This is a genomic window from Noviherbaspirillum galbum, assembly GCF_010974945.1.
In the GTDB taxonomy this organism is placed as follows: domain Bacteria; phylum Pseudomonadota; class Gammaproteobacteria; order Burkholderiales; family Burkholderiaceae_D; genus Noviherbaspirillum; species Noviherbaspirillum galbum.
In genome coordinates this window covers 151,293-170,954 of the sequence record NZ_JAAIVB010000078.1, presented here as the reverse complement: position 1 = coordinate 170,954, position 19,662 = coordinate 151,293, and the positions used below count along the sequence as shown (strand labels likewise).

Genomic DNA, 19,662 nt, shown 5'->3' with positions numbered 1-19,662 from the left:
GGTGCGGGAGCCGGTGCAGGTGCAGGTGCAGGTGCAGGTGCAGGTGCAGGTGCAGGCGCGGGTGCCGGTGCGGGCGCGGGAGCCGGCGCAGGTGCGGGAGCCGGTGCGGGTGCCGGTGCCGGTGCGGGCGCGGGAGCCGGTGCGGGTGCCGGTGCAGGTGCCGGAGCCGGTGCAGGTGCAGGAGCCGGCGCAGGTGCGGGAGCCGGTGCGGTCGTGGGGTTACGCCACCAGCGGCGCGCATACAGCGCCGTTTGTCCGGAATCGACATTGGTCGTGGCGGCGGCGTCGGCGGCCGCGATCTGCACGGACGCTTCGTTCGCGGTGGAAGCTACGGCCGCATTGTCGGCGCTGGTGCTGCTGGTGGGTGCGGCGCTGGTCTGTCCGCCATCTGTGCTGCCGCTGCCGCCGCAGGCTGCCAGGATCATGGATGTACAGGCGCAAGCGATTGCGGTCCGGATGAAAACAACCTGCTTAAGTGATTTAGACAACTTAATCCCCTCTAGGAAAACGAAAAAGGCGCTCGTCTACTGCCAAGCTTTTGCACTGAATGCCTGTTTACGAGATTGCCTCGACGAAATTAGTTCCTGAGGGAATGTATCTTTTCATGAGCAAACGTAACGGCCAAACAGACTCGGAAAGTGTTGGGCCGCGCGCGACTGTCTGACGTCATGCGACAGTGCGGGCAATCAGCCCGCACGAGGGATGCGGATGCGAGGGGAGTTCGGGAGATGCCGCGCCGGCATGCCGGGTGCGCCGGATGCCGTCGGGCCGGGAGGGAAGGTCAGGAGTAAACGTTGATGCGGCGGCCGAGCGCAGTCTCCACCATTTCCTGCACGCGCTTCAGCAGGCGATAGCGAACGTCCCAGTTCGGAAAGTCCGAATAGTGGTGGGACGGCACGGACAGCAGCGCATCGAATTCCGTGCGCGAGATGCAAAGCTTCTTGCAGAAATAATTGATGTCGATTTCCAGTTCGTCCGGATCGTAGAGCGGCTGGGCCAGTTCCGCCAGGGCCTCGTCGCGCGTCATCTGCCCTGAAACGATCAGGCTGCTCAGGTGCGGACGGCGCTTGTCGAAGCCGAACTTCACCGGCAGGTAATGATTCTGGAAGAAGCGCGTGAAGAGCGACTCGCCATGCTTGCGGCCATACGAACGCCAGCCGACGACGCGCTCGAGCTCGGCGATGGCGCTCGCCTTGTTGTAGGGCATGTAGTTGAGCGGCCTGACCGTGCGCATGCGCCGCACGAAGGGATACCAGATATAGCACTCGAAGAAGCTGATGGTGCTGAAGGTTTTCAGGGGGTGTTCGCCGAAGCGGCGGTGGATGGCCTTGAGGTTGATCGAATCCATGGCCGCGCCCTCCCAGGCATCGGGAAAGATGGATTCGGTCGCGATGTTGCCGCCGCTGAGGACGGTGCGGATGCCGTTGCTCGTGGCGAAATGGTAGAGGCTGGCGAAGAAGACGTGGTCTTGCGGCACGTCCTGGTTGGCCACGCCGGAACGCAGGTAGGCCAGTTGCAGGTCGCGCATCTCTTCCCAGTCCACGACATGGGTATGCAGGTCGAAGTTGCAGTACTTGACGATTCTCTCGATGTTCTGCACCGCCAGTTCGCTGTTCCAGCCCGCGTCGACATGCACGACCAGCGGCCGCAGTCCCCAGTCGCGGCACTTGTAGGCGAGGAAGGAACTGTCCGCGCCGCCGCTGAGGCCGAGGATGCAGTCGTATTCCTTGTTCCTGCCTTCTTCCCGTATCTGCTCCGCCATGGCTTTCCAGCGCGCCGCGCCTTCCTCGTTGGGATACCACTTGCGGCGCATCTCGCTGTCGAAGCGGCGGCAATGGTCGCACACGCCCTCTTCGTCGAAATGGATCCTCGGATCGCTGGTGTCCATGACGCACCGGGCGCAGATGCGGTATCGGGTCTGGTTCATGATGGGTTTCCCGTTCTTTTTACGCGTTCTTCGTTCGCCGTCACCCGCGAGCCCTGGCTGAAGCGCCATGACAAGGCCAGGTACACGAGGTACAACAGGCTGTAGCCGGCGGAATACATCCGGATCGCCATCGGGTAGCTCGGTGCCAGCAGATAGGCGGACAAGGTCATTCCCAGCACGCCAAGCTGCCAGGCGAGATCGACATGCTGCTTGTCGGCGACGTAGAACACGAAGCTCAGCGGGCTGGCGACGAAGCTCAGCGCGAACATCGGCATCAGCCAGGCGGCGATGCGTCCGGCCTCGCGCCATTTTTCGCCGAAGGCCAGCACGAACAAGGGTTCGGAAAACGCCACGATGACGATCGACACCGCCGCCGCACCGGCGGACAAGACCTTGAACGTGCGCAAATAGTCGTCGCGGCAATGCCCGCGCTCGCGGAAGCTCTCGCCGGACGTCCGCCAGAACACGTCGAGCACCGCCGTGCCCAGCAGGCTGATCGGCGCGCCGAGCACGCGGATCGCCAGCGCCAGCAAGCCGCTCACTTCCGCGCCGAAGCGGTTCGCCAGGAGAATGAGCGGCAGCATGGCGGCGCAGGCGCTGATGGCGTCCGCCGGCAGGGCCAGCAGCGGAAAGCGGTAGTTCGCCCTCCAGTAGGCGCGCACCGCGTGCCGGAAATCGCGAATGCCGTCGAACTCGCGCAGCGGCAGCGGCATGAGCCGGGAGGACATGAGCACGCTGGCGGCAACGCCGAACAAGAAGCTGCCCGCCATGCCGAGGGCGCTTGGCAGGAACCAGCCGACGATGATCTGGGTGGCGGTGATGACGGCCGCCTGGCAGATCCGCATGGTGGACAGCACGCGCAGCTGCCCCGACGCGGCGGCCCAGGATTGCCAGGTCTTGGACGCGGCAAAGCCGAGGGCGGCCGGTATCGTCAGCAGGGCGAGCGGTATCGTGAGCGGACGCATGAGGCCGGGCGCCAGCCACACCAGCGGCAGGCCGGCCGCCGCGAGCGCGAGCGCGCCGAGCACGCAGGTTGATAGGGTGCCGCATACCGCGACCGCCCGGGGCCGCCCGGTGGCAACGATGGCGAGCGTCATGTCGAAGCGGCCGGTCAGGATGACGCTCAGCATGGTGACGACCCCGAGCCACGTGGCGTAAAGGCCGAAGTCCGCCGGCGCATAGAGCCGCGCGATCGCCAGCGAACCCAGCAGGGGTATGGCTTGCGCCAGGACCACGCCGCTGAGGGCGGTGCCCACGTTGGTCCAGAAACGTCCGGCGTTGGCGCGTTGCGTCGATTGCTCGGGCTGGCTCATGGCGCTCTCGTGCCGGTCGCCGAGCCCTGCCCCTGCCGCCAGGGAAGTTCTCCGGGCCGGATGTGAGGAACGGGACGCCACGACCGGCGCGGGGTGTCGTCCGCTTCCGCCTTCGCCAGCACGACAGCGAGCGCCCGGCAGGCCTCGTCCAGCTCCGCCTGGGTCAAGGTCGGATGCACCAGCATCGCCAGGCTGGTTTCGCCAAGCTCCCTTGCCACCGGCAGCCTCGCCCGCGGACGCAGGCCGGTGCCATCGAAAGCCCGTTCGAGGTACACCTCGGAGCAGGTGCCCTGGAAGCATGGCACGCCCCGGGCGTTGATCTCATCCACGATGCGGTCGCGGGACCAGCCGCCCGCCAGCCGGCGCGGCTCGACGAAGGCGTAGAACCGGTAGCAGGCATGTTCCACGTCCGGGGGAGGAACCGGCACGCGCAGCACCTTGAACGGACGGCAGGCGGCGGCCAGCCGCGCGGCGTTCGCCCGGCGCGCCGCCGACATCGCCGGCAGCCGGGCAAGCTGCATGCGTCCGAGCGCGGCCTGGATTTCAAGCATGCGCCAGTTGGTGCCGAAGGAATCGTGCAGCCAGCGGAACCCCGGGGGATGGGCACGTTCGTAGACCGCTTCCCAGGACTTGCCGTGATCCTTGTAGGACCACATCCGGCGCCACAATGCCTCGTCGTTCGTCGTGACCATGCCGCCTTCGCCGCCGGTGCTGATGATCTTGTCCTGGCAGAACGACCAGGCGCCGACGTCGCCGATGCCGCCGACCTTGCGGCCCTTGTACACCGCGCCATGCGCCTGGGCGCAGTCCTCGATGACGTACAGGCCACGCTGCCTCGCCAGCGCCATGATCGGGTCCATGTCGCAGGGCCAGCCGGCAAGATGCACGCAGACGATGGCGCGGGTTCGCGGACCGAGCACCGCGCCGATGGTGCGCGCGGTGATGTTCTGCGAGTCGCGGTCGACGTCGGCGAACACCGGCGTCGCGCCGGCGTTCACGATGCTGCTGACCGAGGCGAGGAAGGTGCGCGGCGTCACGATCACTTCGTCCCCCGCGCCGATGCCGAGCGCCTTGAACGCGAGGTCGAGCGCCACCGTGCCGTTCGCCACCGCGACCGCGTGGCGCGTGCCGGCCCAGCCGGCGAACTCCTGTTCGAAATGGCAGCATTCCTCGCCCGTCCAGTAGTTCACCTTGTTGGACAGCAGCACCTCGCCGATGCGGCGCGCTTCCTCGGGCGTGAAGCTGGGCCAGGGTGAAAACGGCGTGTTGAGCATGGGATCCTCTTCTTGTTATTCAAGGATGACCGGCGCGGCCGCAAGGGCCGCTCAGGCGAGATAGTCCGGGAAGAAACCGGGCCGGGGCTGCCAGTCCGGCCGTCCACGTTCCGCTTCCGCCATGCGTCGGATGGACACCAGCCGCTCGCAGGCCGCCGCGTCATGGATGACGTGCCTGGTGCGGAAAGGAACCAGGCCGCCGGCGTCGAATGCCAGCTTGAAGCGATAGATGCCGTCGCTCGGACTGACGCCGCCGCCCAGGACGTAGTGCCGGTAGCCGTGCGCATGACCCCACATGATGCTTTCGTGCCGCATCAAGTCGTTCGGACGTTTCTGGAAGGCAGACGCGCGCGAGGCGCTGAGGAAGGCGTACAGCGCGTCCCCGCAGATCAGCAGCAGGTCCGATGCCACCACCGTGTCGCCGTCGTGGACGTAGACATAGGCCACGTTCCCGAGCGGACAGAGCGCGGCCGTCAATGCCTCGAACCGTTCCGCGGGAATGAAGAAGAAATCCGACGCGTCGCGCCGCCGCATCGTTTCGTAGTACACGTCCAGGAAGCCGCCCAGCCCGCTGCCGCGGTGGTCGAAGGATACGCGCAGGCCGGCGCGCTGTGCCTGGCGGATATTGCGGCGCGCGGTATTCTTGTAGCCGTTCCAGATCGATTCCGGGTCGCGCCGCAGGCGGACCACCACGTTCGGCTGGTGATCGACCAGCTCTCCGTCGGTGCGATCTGCCAGCCGCCCGGAAAACAGGTCCTCGCGCACGAACTCGGTCACGCAGCCGCGCCTGCGCAATTCCGCGTTGAGCGCGGCTTCGAAGTCCCGCGACACGGCAGCCTTGCGCGCGGGATCGCCTTCATGCAGCGGCCCGCCATAGCCATAGGGCGACACGATGTGCCGCATGCCGGCCGGTGCCCCCGCGAATCCCGGCAGGTCGCGCACCTCGCACTCGAAGAAGGGATACAGCACGGTTCCGCCCGGATGGGTGTAGTGCACCGCCACCTGGCGGTAATGACGCGGCTGGACCAGGTCGAGGTACTCGGGAGCATCCTGCGGCCGCCTGGCCGCGCTGGCTTTCCACAATGCGGCGTAGCGCCTGCGGTCGTCGGGATCATCCAGGGAAAGCCATGCCAGCCGGGGCTGGGCGAGCGGGCGGACGGCGTCGGCCGCCCGCTCCTGCGCCGGATCGGCAAGGCAGCCCTGGCGCGCCATGTTTTCCATGGCATCGCGCACTCCCTGGTCCTGTCTTGAATATGCTGTCTGTTCCATCACGCTGTTCTCCATGCCGGCAGTCTAGAAATGCTGCATGCGGCGCCCCGGCAGGCGGCGCTCATGCCCATCGCCCCACATTTGCCCCCTCACTTGTCCCCTCACTTGAGGGCCAGGCTGGCCATTGCCGGGGGATCCTGCGCCAACGGCGCCCGCGCTTCTTCGGCTAGCGCATTTCCGAGCGCATCTGCCACGCGTTCCATGTCAGCTTCCCCATAGCGGTTGTCGCAGTGGATGGAAAGCATCGTCTTGCCGAGCCGCCGGTGACGGGCCGGCACTCCCGGCAGCACTGGCGTGTCCAGCGGCCACAGCACCGCCGTGTAGATGCGTTCCCGGTTCAGGCGCTCCCGGATGGCGTCGCGCAGCGACGGGGTGTCGAACACCAGCTGGCAGCCGAGCGGGCATGCCTGCGCATCGTCCGGACGCAGCACGCGCACCGCGGGCGTGTCCGCGGCCCCGGCCATGGATTCCACCGCGGCGGCCAGCCGGTCCCAGTTCCTGCGGCGCCATGGCCGCATCGACGCGACCGGCATGACCCGGTTCAGCGCCTGCGCCCACGCCGTCATGGCCGACGTGCCGGCCTCGTCCAGCGCCTGTTCCGCTTCCAGGTAAAGCTGGCGGAACACCGCCTTCTCCACCACGGCGCCGTCGAGATACATCGCCTTGAGCAGCATCGCGGCGAGCCGGCGCTGGGAGCCGGCGTCGCGCTGCGGCGACGACACCGGCGCCGCGGGCAGGGCATGCCCGCCCGGCGACCAGAGCATGCCGCCATCCGGCAGGGGCAGGGTCTTGCGCAGGGAAGCGACGCACCAGTCGGCGGTGCTGGCCGCCGCCCAGGGCGACCAAGGATCATGGGTGTGGTCTTCGATGAGCTCCAGGCGCGACTGCAAGGACGGCGGCAGCGCGAGGGCTGCGCGCAGGCCGAAGAAATTCACTGCGAGCAGCACATCCCCTTCGCGCAGGGAATCTTCGTCCAGTTCGGGCGCCGCCATGTCAGGCCCATCCGTGTAGACCGCAAGGGATATGCCGGTTTGCACCAGGCTGGCCACCACCCGCTGGCAGTAATAGCTCGGCACCCAGAGGCGGCGCCAGCCGCGCGTTTGCATGCCATGGCCGATCAGCGCATGGAAGGCATCCCGGCCGGAGGCATAGGCATGTGCCCTGCTTCGCCAGGGCGGCGTGGCCGGCGCGCGCAGCAAATCCGCATGCGCCTCGTGCCAGATGGCCGGAAGATGGAAATCCGACCCTTGTTCCCAGCGGTCAGCCTGCATGATCGTCGCCTCCGTCGAACTCGTCGCGCAGCAGCGACATCACGATCACGTCGAGACGCCGCCCGCCCTTGTAGCATGCCTGCCGCAGCACACCGTCCTCGCGGAAGCCGACGCTGGCGTAGAGCGCCCTGGCGCGCTCGTTGGTGGCCAGCAGCGTCAGCTCGATCCGATGCATGTTGAGTTCATCGAATGCGTAGCGCACCGCGAACCGGGTCGCCAGGCGTCCGATGCCCTTGCCCCAGTAAGCGCGGTCGCCGATCATGATGCCGAACTCGCAGGTCTGGTTGCGGTAATCGATCTTGTACAGGCCGACATGGCCGATGCACAGCCTGCTCTCGCGGTCGCGGATGGCGAGCAGCAGTTCATCGCTGCGGCCGCTGTGCGACTGCAGCCAGTTGCGCAGGCCGGCGCGCGAGTAGCCGAAGCCGAAGCCGCCGAGCAGCGCGGCCACCTCCGGATCGTTCTTCTGCGCGTGCAGCCGGTCGAGGTCGTCTTCCTCCAGCAGCGTCAGTAGGCAGTCGCCGAGCAGGTAATTCATGCGTTCCTCCCCGTGGCCGGTTTCGCCCGCGGCGCGCTGAGCCCGAGATCGTCGACATCTTCGACGTCCTGCCCGGAAATCACGCCGCTGCCGGACGACACGCGGCTGAAGGTCATGAGAAGGATCTTGAGGTCGAGCAGGAAGCTCCAGTGGTCGACATACCAGACATCATGCTCAAGGCGCTTGCTGAACTTCAGCGTCTGTCTGCCGTTCACCTGCGCCCAGCCGGTGATGCCCGGCCGCATGTCATGCCGCCGGAATTGCTCCGGCGTATAGCGAGGCAGGTAAGCCATCAGCAGGGGACGCGGGCCGACCAGGCTCATCTTGCCGCGCAGGACGTCGAACAATTCCGGCAGCTCGTCGAGGCTGGTCTTGCGCAGGAAGCGCCCGAAGCGCGTGAGTCGTTCGCTGTCGGGCAGCAATTCGCCGGAGGCATCGCGGCGGTCATTCATGGTGCGGAACTTGCAAATGGAGAACGGCACGCCGTGCCAACCCGGCCGCTGCTGCCGGAACAGCACCGGCGACCCAAGCAGCAGGCGCACCATGAGGGCGATCAGCAGGAGCAGCGGACCGAGCACGAGAAGTCCGGCGGCCGACGCGCACACGTCGAAGGCACGCTTGCCGGCGAGGCCGGCGCGCCGCCGCCAGCCGTCCCGTTCGATGTCGGCGAGGTTCGCGCTCATGATGCCAACGCCCTTGGGGAACGACCGCGGTCGTAGCGTTCGCCGTAGCCGTAATGGGTGAAGCGCGTGGCGGAATCGTTGAGGACGACCCCGGTGACGGAACGCCCCGCCTTGTTGAGATGCTTGACCGATTCCTCGATTTCATTGACCGTGCTCACCCCGCTGCGCACCACGTTCAGGATAACCCCGGCGATCGGCGCCACGGCCAGGGCATCGGCCACCGCCAGAACCGGCGAGGTGTCGATCAGCACGTAGTCGTAGCGCGCGGCGCATTCCTGCAGCAGCCGCATCAGCTGCGGACTGGCAAGCAGTTCGGCCGGCGTGGGCGACAAGGGGCCGGCGGCCAGGAAATCGAGGTTGCGGGCAACGTCATGCTGGATCAGCTGGTCGAGCCGGGCGCGGTCGGCCGCCGGCTCGCCGAGCGCGTCGCTCATGCCGCGGTTGTGATCGGCATTGAAGTACCGGTGCAGGTCGCCGGCCCGCAGGTCGGCGTCGATCAGCAGGACTCGCTTGCCGATCGAGGCAAGCACTGACGACAGATTGGCGGAAACGAAGGACTTGCCGACGCCCTGGGTCGGTCCGGTGATCATCACGATGTTGTTGACCGCGTCGTTCATCGTGAATTGCAGGGCGGCGCGCAGGCTGCGCAAGCCCTCGATCGCGCCGTCGGGCGCATCGTGGGGCAGCACCGCAGGCTTGCCGCCGCCGCGCAGCGCCAGGCGATACAGGCGTTCCTGGTTCTCGCTGTAGGGGATCGCCGCGCTGACCGGCAGGCCGAGCGCCATTTCGAGTTCGACGGGATCGCCCACCTTCCCGACGAGCATCTTGCGCACCACCGCCGCCAGGACGCCGAGCACCAGGCCGGCGAGCGCCGACAAGGCAACCACCAGCACGCGGTGCGGCTTGACCGGCTTCGAGGGGACTACCGCCGGATCGAGAATCCGCGCGTTGCCGACCTCGCTGGAAGCTACCAGGCGCAATTGCTGGGCCGTGCCGAGAAGGCTGGTGTACAGCTCGGTATTCACCTTCACGTCCCGGCTCAGGCGCAGCATTTCCTGCTCGATGCCCGGCAGCTGCTTGATGCGGTTGTTGAGGACGGCGATGCGGCCGTTCAGCTCGCGTTCCTGGCCGGCGATGATCTGCAGGTAGGGGTGGGCGGGCTCGAACCGTGTCAGCAGCTCGATCTTCTTCTGGCTCAGCTCGGTCAGTCGCATCTGCAGGGACGTCGTCTGCTGCAGCAATACCTTGCCTTCCTCGCCGATGTCCACCGCGCCGAAGCGGTGGCGCATCTCCTTGTAGCGGGTTTCCGCGTCTTCCAGTTCCGTCTTGAGCGCGGGCAACCGCCGGTCCAGCCACTTCAGCGATTTCTTGGCCTTTTCGGATTTGCGCTCGATGTTTTGCTGGAAATACTCTTGCCCGATGTCGTTCAGGATGGCTGCGGTCCGTTTCGGATCGGGGCCGTCCAGCAGCAGGCCGATGATGCCGGACTGCTTGCCGTACTCGGCGATCCTCAGGCCGGACTGCAGGCGCTTGACGGTCTCCATCACGTTCCTGCGGGTGAGGAGGAATTCAGCGCCGGGACGCGCCGCGATGCGGTCGACCTGCAGCACGATCTGGCCGTTGCCGGCCGGTCCGGCGAGGACCTGTCCGACCCGGCCCTGCATGTCGATTCCCTGTTCCTCGTCCAGGAGCCGATAGGTGTTGCCATCTCCTACCCGCAGGACGAACTGCCTGCCTTCCATCTCGGGCGGCACGTCGAAGCGCGAGACGGCGGCATCTTCCCTGCCCCATACGTAGCCGCCATGTCCCGCGATGCCGGGCGTCGACAGCTTCTTGTTGTAGCGCGCCACGGCGGCGCCGATCACCGGGAAATAGTGCGGCTCCAGGTCGATGTACAGCTTCAGGTTTTCCACCGCCTGCCTGACCACGGCGCGCGAGCGCAGGATCTCGATTTCCGATGCGGTCGCCGTGCGGATGTCGAATGCGCCGGACAGGTCGCCCTGGATGTTCTTCGGCGCGCTGGAGCTGCCCGTGCCGCTCGCGCCGGACATGTCTTCGACCTGCACCAGCAGGTTCGCCTCGTACAGCGGGGTCGCGGCCAGCGCATACAGCAATCCGCCCAGCGTGCAGAGGATGGTGATGAAGACGACCAGCCAGCGGCTGTCGGACAGGGTCATGAACAGGCGCGAAAGGACGGAGACCTCCCGCAATTCCTGGTTGATTTCGGTGGGACGCGACGGTGCGGGTAACAGAAGCTGGTTCATCGCGGGTTCTCTCGCAAGACTGGAATGGCAGGGCGCCTGCGGCAAGGCTCGGTCCGGACGGCGAACCGCGCCGGCTTCAGCGCGGGTACAGGTGGTGTTTCCTTAGCTGGTTGACGGACTTGCGCAGGAAGCTCACCTCGGCGAACTGGTTGCGGTAATCGCTGAAGGACTTCGGCGCCGCGCGCATCATCGCGTCGAACTGCTCTCCGGTGAGCCCGAGCTTCTTCAGCACGTAGCGCAGGTCCTGTTCCTGGAGGTCCTCCGCGTAGGGCGGCTTGCGCAATTCTTCCAGGGCCTGCTCCCGCTTGATCTGGCCGGAATTGATCAGGTCGGAATAATGGCCGTAGCGCTTGTCGATTCCAAATTTGCGCGGCAGCACGTAGCCCTGGTAAAAACGGGTATAGATGGATTCATGATGCTTGCCGCCATAGTCCTTCCAGCCGAGATCGTCGCGCAGCACGGCCTTGGCTTCTTCCTTGTCGTAATCGAGGTAGTTCAGGATGGACACGATGCGGATGCCGCGCACGATGTTGACGTAGAAGAGATACGGCAGGTTGAAGCGCGGATAGGTACGCAGGCTCACCGCGCCGAAGCGGCGGTGCACGTCGTTGATGTAGCGCCAGTCGGAATGGCCGTAGGACCACGCCGGAACGCTCATCGATTCCGTCGCGAAATTCATGCCCGAGATGATGTACTTCACGCCGCGCCGGTCGGCTTCGCGCCACAGCAGGGCATTGATCGCATGGTCGGTGGGAATCTCGCCGTCGGGCGTCGAGGCCTTCAGGAACGAAATCTGCAGGTCGCGGAATTCTTCCCAGTCGACGACATAGGTATAGAGCTCGATGTCGAGGTTGCGCAGCACGCGTTCGATGTTGCTGACCGCGAGTTCGGAATCCCAGCCGTTGTCGAAATGAACGGCGAGCGGCCGCAGCCCGTACTGCTTTACCACGTAGGCGACGTAGGTGCTGTCCACCCCGCCGCTGACGCCGATGATGCAGTCGTAGTCCGCATGGCGTCCCGCCGCCTTGATCTTCGCGGCGAGCGCCTTCATCGCTTCCCGTCCGCGTTCGCCGTGCAGCACGCGTGAACTCACGAGTTCATCGTAGCGGCGGCAATGATGGCAGACGCCGCTGTCGTCGAAGCGGATGGCGTCGTCGACCACGTTGTCCATGATGCAGCGCACGCAAGCCTGGTAAGCGGGAAACTCGTTCATTGCAATCGCCGTCATTTGAAGATCGCCTCCAGCTGGTAATAATCGGGATAGGTGATGAGGACGGCGCGATGCTTGCCATGGAACACGAACATGCTGCCGGCGGCCGCGGCCGATGCCCCGGCGTCGACCGCCTGCCGCAGGTGCGAGCAGCTTCCCGCGCCGCCGGCGGCGACCACGGGAATCGACACCGCCTGCGCGACGCGGCGAACGAGTTCGAGGTCGTATCCCTCCATCATGCCGTCGCGGTCGATGGCGTTGAGCAGGATCTCCCCGGCGCCGCGCTTCTCCATCTCTTGCGCATGCTCGACCGGGTCGAGCTTGGCGTCGTGCCGGCCGGACCGGGTATGCACCGAATAGCGGCCGCGCCAGTTGCGGCGCACGTCGATCGAGACCACGACCCCCGAGATTCCGGCAAGCGAGGCGGCTTCCGTCACCAGGCCGGGCTGCTCGACCGCAGCGCTGTTTATGATGACCTTTTCGACGCCCAGCGCGTAGAGCCGCTTCACCTGGTCGATGGTTCGCACGCCGCCGCCATAGCCGAACGGCATGAAGGCTTCGCTTGCGATGTCGGCCAGCAGCTCGAAATTCGGGCCGGTCTCGGCCGCGCGGGCGCTGATGTCGAGGAAGACCAGCTCGTCGACTTCCTTCTCGTTGAAGATGCGCACGGCATTGATGGGATCGCCGACGTAGCGCGGCTCGTCGAAGCGCACCGTCTTCACCAGGCCGCCGTTGCGCAGGAGCAGGCAGGGGATCACGCGGGCGTGCAGCATCGCATCTCCACGAAGTTGCGCAGCAGCGCCATGCCGAAGCGGTGGCTTTTCTCGGGATGGAACTGCGCTCCCATCACGTTGCCGCGCTGGACCAGGGCCACGAAGTCACGTCCGTAATTGGCCCGGGCCACGACATCGGCGTCGTCTTCGCAGACGAGGTGATATGAGTGGACGAAGTAGAAGCGCGCCCGCTCGTCGAGTTCATGCAGGAGCCATGCGTCGTTTCCATTGACGGCGAGCCTGCTCCAGCCCATGTGCGGCACCTTCAGCTTTTCGCCTTCGGCGAAACGGAAGCGACGGCAGTAGGCGTCGATCATGCCGAGGCCGGCGCGATTGCCTTCCTCGCTGCCCCGCCCCAGCATCTGCATGCCGAGGCACACGCCGAGCAGCGGCACGCCGTCGTTCAGCACCCGTTCGCGCAGCGCCTGCACCAGTCCCCTGTCCTCCAGCGCCTGCATGCCGTGGTCGAAGGCGCCGACGCCGGGAAGGATGATCTTGTCGGCTTTCATGATGGCTTCGGGCGTGGAGGCCAGGACGGGTTTCGCGCCGACCCGGTGCAACATGTTCAGCATCGATCCGCGATTGGCCACACCATAATCGACGATTGCAATCAAGTCGCTTCCCCTTCCATGGGCGCCAGGCTGCGAACCGGCGCATCGAATCCCAGCCATTGCCGGTAAACGGACTCCAGGGCCTTTTCCTGCCGGTCCCAGTTGAACAGCTGGCGCGCGCGGGCAAGCTCGGCCTGGTAGTGTCCGGGAGGCCGGGAAAGCAGCGTCATGACCGCCGACCGCAAGGCGTCCGCCGTCAGTTCGCTGGCCACTTCCCCGACGCGGAAGCGACGCAGGAAGGACCGCTGTTCCGTGGTCGGCGACACGATGAGAGGCTTGCCCGCCATGATGTATTCGAACAGCTTGTTGGGCATGCAGTACTCATAGCTCAAGGATGTCGGTTCGATCACCGACAGGCCGACGTCGGCCGCCGCAGTGTAGGACAGGAGTTCGCCGGGCGGCACCGCTGGATGATGGAAGACGTTGTCGCAGGCATCGGCCTGCTCCCGAACCCAGCCGGACAAGGGGCCATAGCCGAGGATGACCAGCGCCGCGCGCCCGCGCAGCCCGGCGAACGCCTCCACCAGCAGGCGCAGGCCGCGGCCCTCGCCGATCAATCCCTGGTAGAGGAAGATGGGCATGTCGGCCGGAATGCCGAAGCGTTCCCTGAACACGTCGCTCGGCTGCAATTCGCGGTAAGGGGGGCAGTTGTAGAGAACCGTCGTATTCGTGATGCCGTATGCTTCGCGATACCAGTTATCGATGGCATCGCCGACGAAGATGCAGTGGTCCGCCTGGCCGATCAGCGCGCGCTCGGTCAACTTGGTCAACCGCTTGCGCAAGCCGTGCAATCCATTCGTTTCGGTTTCGAGTTCATGCGCGTCGTAGACCAGGCGGGCGCCGGTCGTGCGCTTGAAGCGCACGCCGAGCGGCAAGGTCGCGATGCTGTGGCAATTGACGCAGCCGATCCGCTCGCCGCGATAACTGCGGAACACCGCCGCGCTCCACGTCATCGTCGCCTGCGTCTTCTCCAGGAAGGAAAGCGATTCATCGCGCAGGCCGATCCGGCGGATGTGGATGCGGTCGCTCACCGCTTCCGTCACGGCCAGGTCGCTGCGCCCCGTCCCTACCAGGTCGATGCGCTCGAACAGTCCCAGCTTCTCCAGCAGGCGCGCCTCGCGCAGGATGCGGCTCTCGTTCAGGAAAGGCGAGGGATAGAGGTGGATGTTAATCATGAACCAAGTATAGAAACCGGTACCGCCGCGGATAAGTACCAAATTTAGATTCCCGGACCAGTCTATGCAGCGCTTCCATCCAGTTTTTCGATGCTGGTTTTTCCCTGCCGCATGCGATTCACCGTTCGCCTTGGCGACGCAGACCCGCCCAGCACCAGCTCGCGATAGCGTCCGAAGACCCCGATGGCGGCCGGCACGCCGAGGTAGGTGAAGTCCTTGACCGTGGCCAGGAGAAACAGGGTGACGCCGAGCAGGCAGAATGCGTTGAGGCATTCGCCTAGCAGGCCGGCATGCCGGCGCCGGGCCATGTCCGCCGCCAGCATGCCCAGCGGCACCAGCATCAGCGCAAGGATGAATAGAAAGCCGAACAGTCCCAGGTCCACCCAGGCAGAGATGAGGTTATGGGCATACGATCCCACGCCGCCGACGTTGATGTAGCTGCCATAGTCTCCCAGCAGCGGATGTTCGCCGACGGTTCGCAAGGCAACCTCGAACATTTCGTTGCGCGAACCCCAGGAAGAGGACGTCGACAGATCGAGCAGTTCCAGGATGCGATTCCCGGGCAGCATCTTCGCCAGGTAGGACACATGCGGACCGAAGGCGAGCATGGCCAACGACGCGATGCCGCCCGCCACCCACAAGCGCCGCCTGGCCAGCACGGTCTCGACCAGCGCGACGGCCAGCAGCGCGCCCACGAGTTCGCTGCGCGCACCATTGAAATACAGCGCTGCAAGCGACACTCCATGCAGGACGAGGCGCAATGGCAATGACTTGATGAATGGCACCGCGACGAGGTAGGTCATGAGGAAGGACCGCGCGAATCCCTGGTAGGTAATGATGGTCGCGGAGTCGTGCCCGGTGATCCGTTCGGAAAGATCGAAAAAACCGTTGGACGACAGATCGAAGATCATTGCTGCCATGCCGCCCAGCGCGGCTACGGAGGCCAGGAGCACGCCGCGGGAATGGAAATCGGCCATGCGGAAGATGATGTAGACCGGCACGAACTGGAGCAGCGCGACGGCGTGCTCCTCGTTTGGATGCGGCGCATCGCTGGTGGCCCACTGGAAAGCCACCATGAAGAAATAGTAGAGCTGGAACAACAGGAAGGCCACGTCGGTTCCACCGAGGAAGCGCGGATTGCGTACGGCTTCCATGCAGTAGTAGAACAGCAGCAGCGGCAGCAGCATCAAGGCCACGGGCGAGAAAAAGCCGGCAAGCACGGGGCCGAGCTTTCCGGTTCCGATCGCCGCGTGGTAGAAGAAGAAGCCCGGGAACAGCAGGAGATATCCGGCATGCACGAGCATCGCGCCGGCCCGGCTGGGTGCCCTCCCGCGTGGTTTCGCAGCGGCGCGCGGATAGGTCCGGATGAGAGTGGCAGCCATGGCGAGGAATTCCGACGGAGCAAATGCTTAATCTATCGTCCGCAGGCAAAATGATAAATACAGGTTTTCGATGGAAAACCCGGCATGCGCGACGCATCCAGCGCATTTCTCGATGACACGCGGTGAACTCAGCGTTTCCAGGCGATCGGCGACGTCCTGCCTGAAAGATGCAGCGCGGCTTTTTCTATCCAGGTCTTGCCATGGCCGTGCGCGAGCCAGCCGGATGCCAGGAAGATCACGGTGCATGCCGCGGCGATCCAGCGCAGCGAGGCAACCGGAATAGATGGGTCGGATGATGCGTGCGGTGCAGGCGGCAGGCGCCGGATGACCTGGAGACTGGCGATGCAACCCAGCAGCCATCCGCCCAACGCTTCCGACAAGGTATGGAAGCCGAAATGCACCAGGAAGGCCAGCATCGCCACGCTGAGCCCGAGGCCGGGCAAGGCTGCGGCGCCGGCCGGATGCGCAATCATCCTGCCCAGCATCGTGCGCGACAGCACGGGAAAGACGGCCGCCGCCAGCATGGCATGGCCGCTCAGCGCGTTGTAATCGATCTCCGGCAGCGCAACGCCCCAGCCCATGTAGGCCGCCTTCGATGCGGCCACCAGCAGGCAGGCGACGGCAAAGCGCAGCATCCAGCGCCATGCCAGGCCGGCAGCCCCGGATAACGCAAGCCAGGCCGCGATGCCGCATGCCAGCGGAATCATCACGCTTGCATTGCCGAGATAGGCAACAAGTTTTACCAGTTTTTCCAATGATGGCCGAAATGAAAGGGAATGTCCGCCATGTGGGCCTGGATCCATCGAAAACCTCGATCGTTCCGGCCGCGCTCCATCGAATCGCCTGATGCATTTGTCCGCCGATGCGACAGGCATCTCATCGATCCGTTGTAGTTTGAATTAGGTCAAGCACACCGCTATTGGACTTAGTCAAACTGCAACCGCATGGCGTGATCGAGCCCTTCCGCGAGGCGCGGGAAGGGCAATCCTTGCCCGCCTGCCAAGCCAAGCCAAGCCAAGCAACGTGAGCGGACACCATGTCCTTACCCCCGAACCGGACGCACGCATGATTACCCGCCTGCATTCCTTGTTTGTCATCGCGCTGCTGTTCGCGCTGCAGGTTCCGCTGGCCGCCGGCGCGCAGGCAAGCAGCGCGGACGCTGATTTCCTCTGTGGCGGCCGCGTCGAAGCGGACACGTGGCAGTTGTGGGACCAGCAAGTCCGTGCGCCGTTCGAGCAGGAAATGCTGCCGGAGCGCCTGCTCGGCCAGGGCGATACCTATGCGCTCTACGACATGCAGCTTTATAGCCAGAGCCTGTGGTCGATGGCCCAGCAATGCGGGCGCATCGACCGGTTGCGCGAGGCGGCCGGCCTGGTCGCCGCCACCTATCCTTCGCTCGAGCCCGCGCCTGCGCCGGCAACGGGCCGCGCATGGATCTGCCGCGGCGGCGCCATCTGCGCCGACAACGGCTTGCTTGGCCGCGAAGTCAAGCTCGTCAGCTTCCAGTTCCTCGGACTCGCCTCGTTCGTTGCAAATGCGCTCGCAACTTCGGATGCACCGCTGTCGGGCAAGGAGAAAGACTTCATCAACGACACCGTTGCCATCGTGACCGAACACATGCTGCGCTGGTCGGGCGACTATGAAATCAATCGCCTGATGCAGGTGCGCAAGGCCGGTCTTCAGGATGTGCGCGCCGATGATTCCTTCCTGCTCTTTTCCGACCAGGACCTGTGGCCGCTGACCATCTACGCGGAACTGGCCGGCCTGCGCCAGTGGCAAGTGAAGCAGGGGCTCGGGGCCACGACCGCCGCCGATGGCAAGCTCAAGCAGCATCTGAATGCGCTGCTGCAGGCATTCAGCGCGCGCGTGTCCATCCTGAACAGTCCCGCGCTGCGGCTTGCGAACACGGACTCCGCCGACCTCGACCGGGGATACTGGAAGCGGATGGCGGCCAATGCCTACGCCGCCTACGAGGGCGCCGACAGCCCGGTGTCCTGTCCGGCCGGCGTGCCGCGCGTGGACACCGCTGCGATACCCCAGCGCGCCGACATCGGCTGGGACCTGAGCCATGCGCGGCGGCTGGTGCAGGCGGTCGATGCCTTCGAGCGCAACCGCGCGGCGCTGAAATCGGTGTTCGCGGTGAGCGAGGCCCGCCTGCCGCTGCCAACGCTGCCGCAGGCGTTTGCCGCCATGCTGCTCAATGGCCCATGGAACGGCGATACGCTGCGGCCGCTGTTCGCGAATTACTGGAGCGGCGCCAATGGCTGGTTCGGCGTGGTTGCCGCACCCGGCTGCACGGCCGGCACCGCACCCTATGGCATGACGGATTCCTTTCCCACCGGCGGCTATGTCACCTGGGCCCGTTACCTGCCCATGATCGGCCTGCTGGGACGCCGGCTGTATGACATCGCCTACAGCAGCGCGCCCGATGACCGGGCTTTCATCGAACGCTTCTATCCCAACCTGGGCCAGGGCGTGCCGGTGCGTTACCGCTCACTCTACATGAGCATGTTCCTGGCCTCGCTGGTTCATCCCTGAGGCAGGCCTGTGCCCCTTGCCTGGCAAGGGGCGTCCCGGAAAGGAGCGAGCATGAAGCAAGTATGGATACTCAACCATTATGCGGTGGAGCCGGGAGCGCCCGGCGGCACGCGGCACTACAGCTTGTCCGAGCACCTGCCCCGTTTCGGCTGGAAAGCCACCATCATCGCGGCCAGCGCCGAGCATAACGGCGACGGCCAGCGATTGCAGGCGAACGAGGCTTTCCGCCACGAAGTGTGCGGCAAGGTCCCTTTTCTCTGGCTGCGCACGCCGCGCTATCGCGGCAATGGCGGCGGCCGCATGGTGAACATGCTCGCCTACACCATGCGCGCCCTGCTGCCCGCGTCTACCGCCGCCCTGCCCCGTCCGGACGCCATCATCGGCTCGAGCGTCCATCCCTTCGCGGCGCTGGCGGGCGCCCTGCTTGCCCGCCGCCATGGGGTGCCTTTCCTGTTCGAGGTGCGGGACCTGTGGCCGCAGACGCTGATCGACCTGGGACGGCTGACTGAACGCCATCCGATGACCTGGATGCTGCGCCGCCTGGAGCGCGCCTTGTATCGGTCCGCCGAAAACATCGTCACCGTGCTTCCGAACGCGGCCGACTACATCGCGCCGCTGGGCATCCCCCGCAGCAAGGTCACGTGGATACCGAATGGCGTGGAAACCGATGCCTTTCCCCTGGCGGCGAAGCCTCAGCCCGCTCCGGGCGCGCCCTTCGTGCTGATGTACCTTGGTTCGCATGGCACCGCCAACGGGCTCGATCATGTGCTGCATGCCTTGCTGCATGCCTCGCGCCAATTGCCGCCGGGAGCGTTGCAGCTGCGCATGGTGGGCGACGGTCCGCTCAAGCCCGAGCTGCGCGAGCTGGCGCGGCGCCTCGGGCTCGACAACGTCAGCTTCGAGCCGCCGGTCGCAAAGACGGCCATTCCCGCGCTCGCGGCGCAGGCGGATGCCTTCGTCATTTCCGTGCTGGATCGGCCGCAACTCTATCGCTATGGCATCAGCATGAACAAGCTGTTCGATTACCTTGCCGCCGCGCGTCCCATCCTCATCGCCTCCGCCGCCGCGAACAACCCGGTGGCCGACGCGAACGCCGGCATCGCCGTGCCGCCCGCCGATCCGGCCGCGCTTGGCGACGCCATCGTCAAGCTATGGAATCTGGGCGACGCCGAACGCCGCAGGATGGGATTGGCCGGCCGGCATTATGTCGAGACGCATCATCGCTTCCAGATGCTTTCGCGGCGGCTTGCGGAAACCCTTGACCGCTGCGTGGATCCGGTCGCGCAGCCGCGCCCCGAGCTGGCCCCCTTGACCAAAGGCTGAGACACCGCGGCTTGTCCGATGACCTTTGCTGTTTTTCCCGGTATTCGTAACGCCCGCATGATGAGCGCAACAGAAAGAGGAACCCCAGGGTAACTGGCTTGAGCTAGATTA

At 65.6% G+C, this 19,662-nt stretch carries 17 protein-coding genes; 3 read left to right on the top strand and 14 right to left on the bottom strand.

Annotation, left to right across the window (positions count from 1 at the left end):
* The first annotated feature begins 213 nt into the window (after positions 1 to 213).
* Positions 214 to 588 (top strand): hypothetical protein, encoded by a 375-nt coding sequence (locus tag G3574_RS23410; protein ID WP_163967826.1) that lies wholly within the window; start codon positions 214 to 216, stop codon positions 586 to 588.
* 193 nt (positions 589 to 781) lie between these two features.
* On the opposite strand, the gene G3574_RS23405 is transcribed toward G3574_RS23410, so the two are convergent.
* From G3574_RS23405 to G3574_RS23340, 14 genes are all read right to left on the bottom strand, one after another.
* Complete coding sequence (locus G3574_RS23405; protein WP_163967962.1) at positions 782 to 1,927, bottom strand: N-acetyl sugar amidotransferase; 1,146 nt, start codon at positions 1,925 to 1,927, stop codon at positions 782 to 784.
* Complete coding sequence (locus G3574_RS23400; protein WP_163967961.1) at positions 1,924 to 3,240, bottom strand: lipopolysaccharide biosynthesis protein; 1,317 nt, start codon at positions 3,238 to 3,240, stop codon at positions 1,924 to 1,926. Before G3574_RS23400 ends, G3574_RS23405 begins: the two co-directional genes overlap by 4 nt.
* Positions 3,237 to 4,514, bottom strand: a complete 1,278-nt coding sequence (locus G3574_RS23395) for a DegT/DnrJ/EryC1/StrS family aminotransferase (RefSeq protein ID WP_163967960.1) — start codon at positions 4,512 to 4,514, stop codon at positions 3,237 to 3,239. Before G3574_RS23395 ends, G3574_RS23400 begins: the two co-directional genes overlap by 4 nt.
* A gap of 51 nt (positions 4,515 to 4,565) precedes the next feature.
* Positions 4,566 to 5,783 carry a GNAT family N-acetyltransferase gene (locus tag G3574_RS23390; RefSeq protein WP_163967959.1) on the bottom strand — a complete coding sequence of 406 codons (1,218 nt, stop codon included), beginning with the start codon at positions 5,781 to 5,783 and terminating at the stop codon, positions 4,566 to 4,568.
* A 101-nt stretch (positions 5,784 to 5,884) separates the two neighbouring features.
* Positions 5,885 to 7,054 (bottom strand): hypothetical protein, encoded by a 1,170-nt coding sequence (locus tag G3574_RS23385; RefSeq protein ID WP_163967958.1) that lies wholly within the window; start codon positions 7,052 to 7,054, stop codon positions 5,885 to 5,887.
* Positions 7,044 to 7,592, bottom strand: a complete 549-nt coding sequence (locus tag G3574_RS23380) for a GNAT family N-acetyltransferase (protein WP_163967957.1) — start codon at positions 7,590 to 7,592, stop codon at positions 7,044 to 7,046. The genes G3574_RS23385 and G3574_RS23380 overlap by 11 nt, the downstream gene beginning before the upstream one ends.
* Positions 7,589 to 8,275: a sugar transferase gene (locus G3574_RS23375; RefSeq protein WP_163967956.1), complete on the bottom strand. Its 687-nt coding sequence runs from the start codon at positions 8,273 to 8,275 to the stop codon at positions 7,589 to 7,591. The genes G3574_RS23380 and G3574_RS23375 overlap by 4 nt, the downstream gene beginning before the upstream one ends.
* On the bottom strand, positions 8,272 to 10,539 hold the full coding sequence (locus G3574_RS23370; protein ID WP_163967955.1) for a polysaccharide biosynthesis tyrosine autokinase: 2,268 nt from the start codon (positions 10,537 to 10,539) through the stop codon (positions 8,272 to 8,274). The genes G3574_RS23375 and G3574_RS23370 overlap by 4 nt, the downstream gene beginning before the upstream one ends.
* Before the next feature lie 76 nt (positions 10,540 to 10,615).
* Positions 10,616 to 11,767 (bottom strand): N-acetyl sugar amidotransferase, encoded by a 1,152-nt coding sequence (locus G3574_RS23365; RefSeq protein ID WP_235953585.1) that lies wholly within the window; start codon positions 11,765 to 11,767, stop codon positions 10,616 to 10,618.
* The gene (locus G3574_RS23360) at positions 11,764 to 12,522 is read right to left on the bottom strand and encodes an AglZ/HisF2 family acetamidino modification protein (protein WP_163967954.1); all 759 of its coding nucleotides are present in this window, start codon (positions 12,520 to 12,522) and stop codon (positions 11,764 to 11,766) included. The genes G3574_RS23365 and G3574_RS23360 overlap by 4 nt, the downstream gene beginning before the upstream one ends.
* Positions 12,504 to 13,136: an imidazole glycerol phosphate synthase subunit HisH gene (gene hisH / locus G3574_RS23355; RefSeq protein WP_163967953.1), complete on the bottom strand. Its 633-nt coding sequence runs from the start codon at positions 13,134 to 13,136 to the stop codon at positions 12,504 to 12,506. The genes G3574_RS23360 and hisH overlap by 19 nt, the downstream gene beginning before the upstream one ends.
* Complete coding sequence (locus tag G3574_RS23350) at positions 13,133 to 14,308, bottom strand: glycosyltransferase (RefSeq protein ID WP_163967952.1); 1,176 nt, start codon at positions 14,306 to 14,308, stop codon at positions 13,133 to 13,135. Before G3574_RS23350 ends, hisH begins: the two co-directional genes overlap by 4 nt.
* A 62-nt stretch (positions 14,309 to 14,370) precedes the next feature.
* Positions 14,371 to 15,690, bottom strand: coding sequence for an O-antigen ligase family protein (locus G3574_RS23345; RefSeq protein WP_163967951.1), 1,320 nt, complete (start codon positions 15,688 to 15,690; stop codon positions 14,371 to 14,373).
* 128 nt (positions 15,691 to 15,818) lie between these two features.
* Positions 15,819 to 16,445: a hypothetical protein gene (locus tag G3574_RS23340; protein ID WP_163967950.1), complete on the bottom strand. Its 627-nt coding sequence runs from the start codon at positions 16,443 to 16,445 to the stop codon at positions 15,819 to 15,821.
* Positions 16,446 to 16,755: 310 nt separating this feature from the next.
* Between G3574_RS23340 and G3574_RS23335 the strand changes: the two genes are divergently transcribed.
* Positions 16,756 to 18,228, top strand: coding sequence for a hypothetical protein (locus G3574_RS23335; protein ID WP_163967949.1), 1,473 nt, complete (start codon positions 16,756 to 16,758; stop codon positions 18,226 to 18,228).
* Between the two features lie 51 nt (positions 18,229 to 18,279).
* Entirely contained in the window at positions 18,280 to 19,551 is a 1,272-nt protein-coding gene (locus G3574_RS23330; RefSeq protein ID WP_163967948.1) for a glycosyltransferase family 4 protein, read from the top strand.
* Positions 19,552 to 19,662 lie beyond the last annotated feature (111 nt).

Excerpts from the sequence above, each read along its gene's own strand:
- G3574_RS23405 (WP_163967962.1), bottom strand. The coding sequence starts at position 1,927 with ATGAACCAGACCCGATACCGCATCTGCGCCCGGTGCGTCATGGACACC.
- G3574_RS23400 (WP_163967961.1), bottom strand. The coding sequence starts at position 3,240 with ATGAGCCAGCCCGAGCAATCGACGCAACGCGCCAACGCCGGACGTTTC.
- G3574_RS23395 (WP_163967960.1), bottom strand. The coding sequence starts at position 4,514 with ATGCTCAACACGCCGTTTTCACCCTGGCCCAGCTTCACGCCCGAGGAA.
- G3574_RS23390 (WP_163967959.1), bottom strand. The coding sequence starts at position 5,783 with ATGGAACAGACAGCATATTCAAGACAGGACCAGGGAGTGCGCGATGCC.
- G3574_RS23385 (WP_163967958.1), bottom strand. The coding sequence starts at position 7,054 with ATGCAGGCTGACCGCTGGGAACAAGGGTCGGATTTCCATCTTCCGGCC.
- G3574_RS23380 (WP_163967957.1), bottom strand. The coding sequence starts at position 7,592 with ATGAATTACCTGCTCGGCGACTGCCTACTGACGCTGCTGGAGGAAGAC.
- G3574_RS23375 (WP_163967956.1), bottom strand. The coding sequence starts at position 8,275 with ATGAGCGCGAACCTCGCCGACATCGAACGGGACGGCTGGCGGCGGCGC.
- G3574_RS23370 (WP_163967955.1), bottom strand. The coding sequence starts at position 10,539 with ATGAACCAGCTTCTGTTACCCGCACCGTCGCGTCCCACCGAAATCAAC.
- G3574_RS23365 (WP_235953585.1), bottom strand. The coding sequence starts at position 11,767 with ATGACGGCGATTGCAATGAACGAGTTTCCCGCTTACCAGGCTTGCGTG.
- G3574_RS23360 (WP_163967954.1), bottom strand. The coding sequence starts at position 12,522 with ATGCTGCACGCCCGCGTGATCCCCTGCCTGCTCCTGCGCAACGGCGGC.
- G3574_RS23350 (WP_163967952.1), bottom strand. The coding sequence starts at position 14,308 with ATGATTAACATCCACCTCTATCCCTCGCCTTTCCTGAACGAGAGCCGC.
- G3574_RS23345 (WP_163967951.1), bottom strand. The coding sequence starts at position 15,690 with ATGGCTGCCACTCTCATCCGGACCTATCCGCGCGCCGCTGCGAAACCA.
- G3574_RS23335 (WP_163967949.1), top strand. The coding sequence starts at position 16,756 with ATGATTACCCGCCTGCATTCCTTGTTTGTCATCGCGCTGCTGTTCGCG.
- G3574_RS23330 (WP_163967948.1), top strand. The coding sequence starts at position 18,280 with ATGAAGCAAGTATGGATACTCAACCATTATGCGGTGGAGCCGGGAGCG.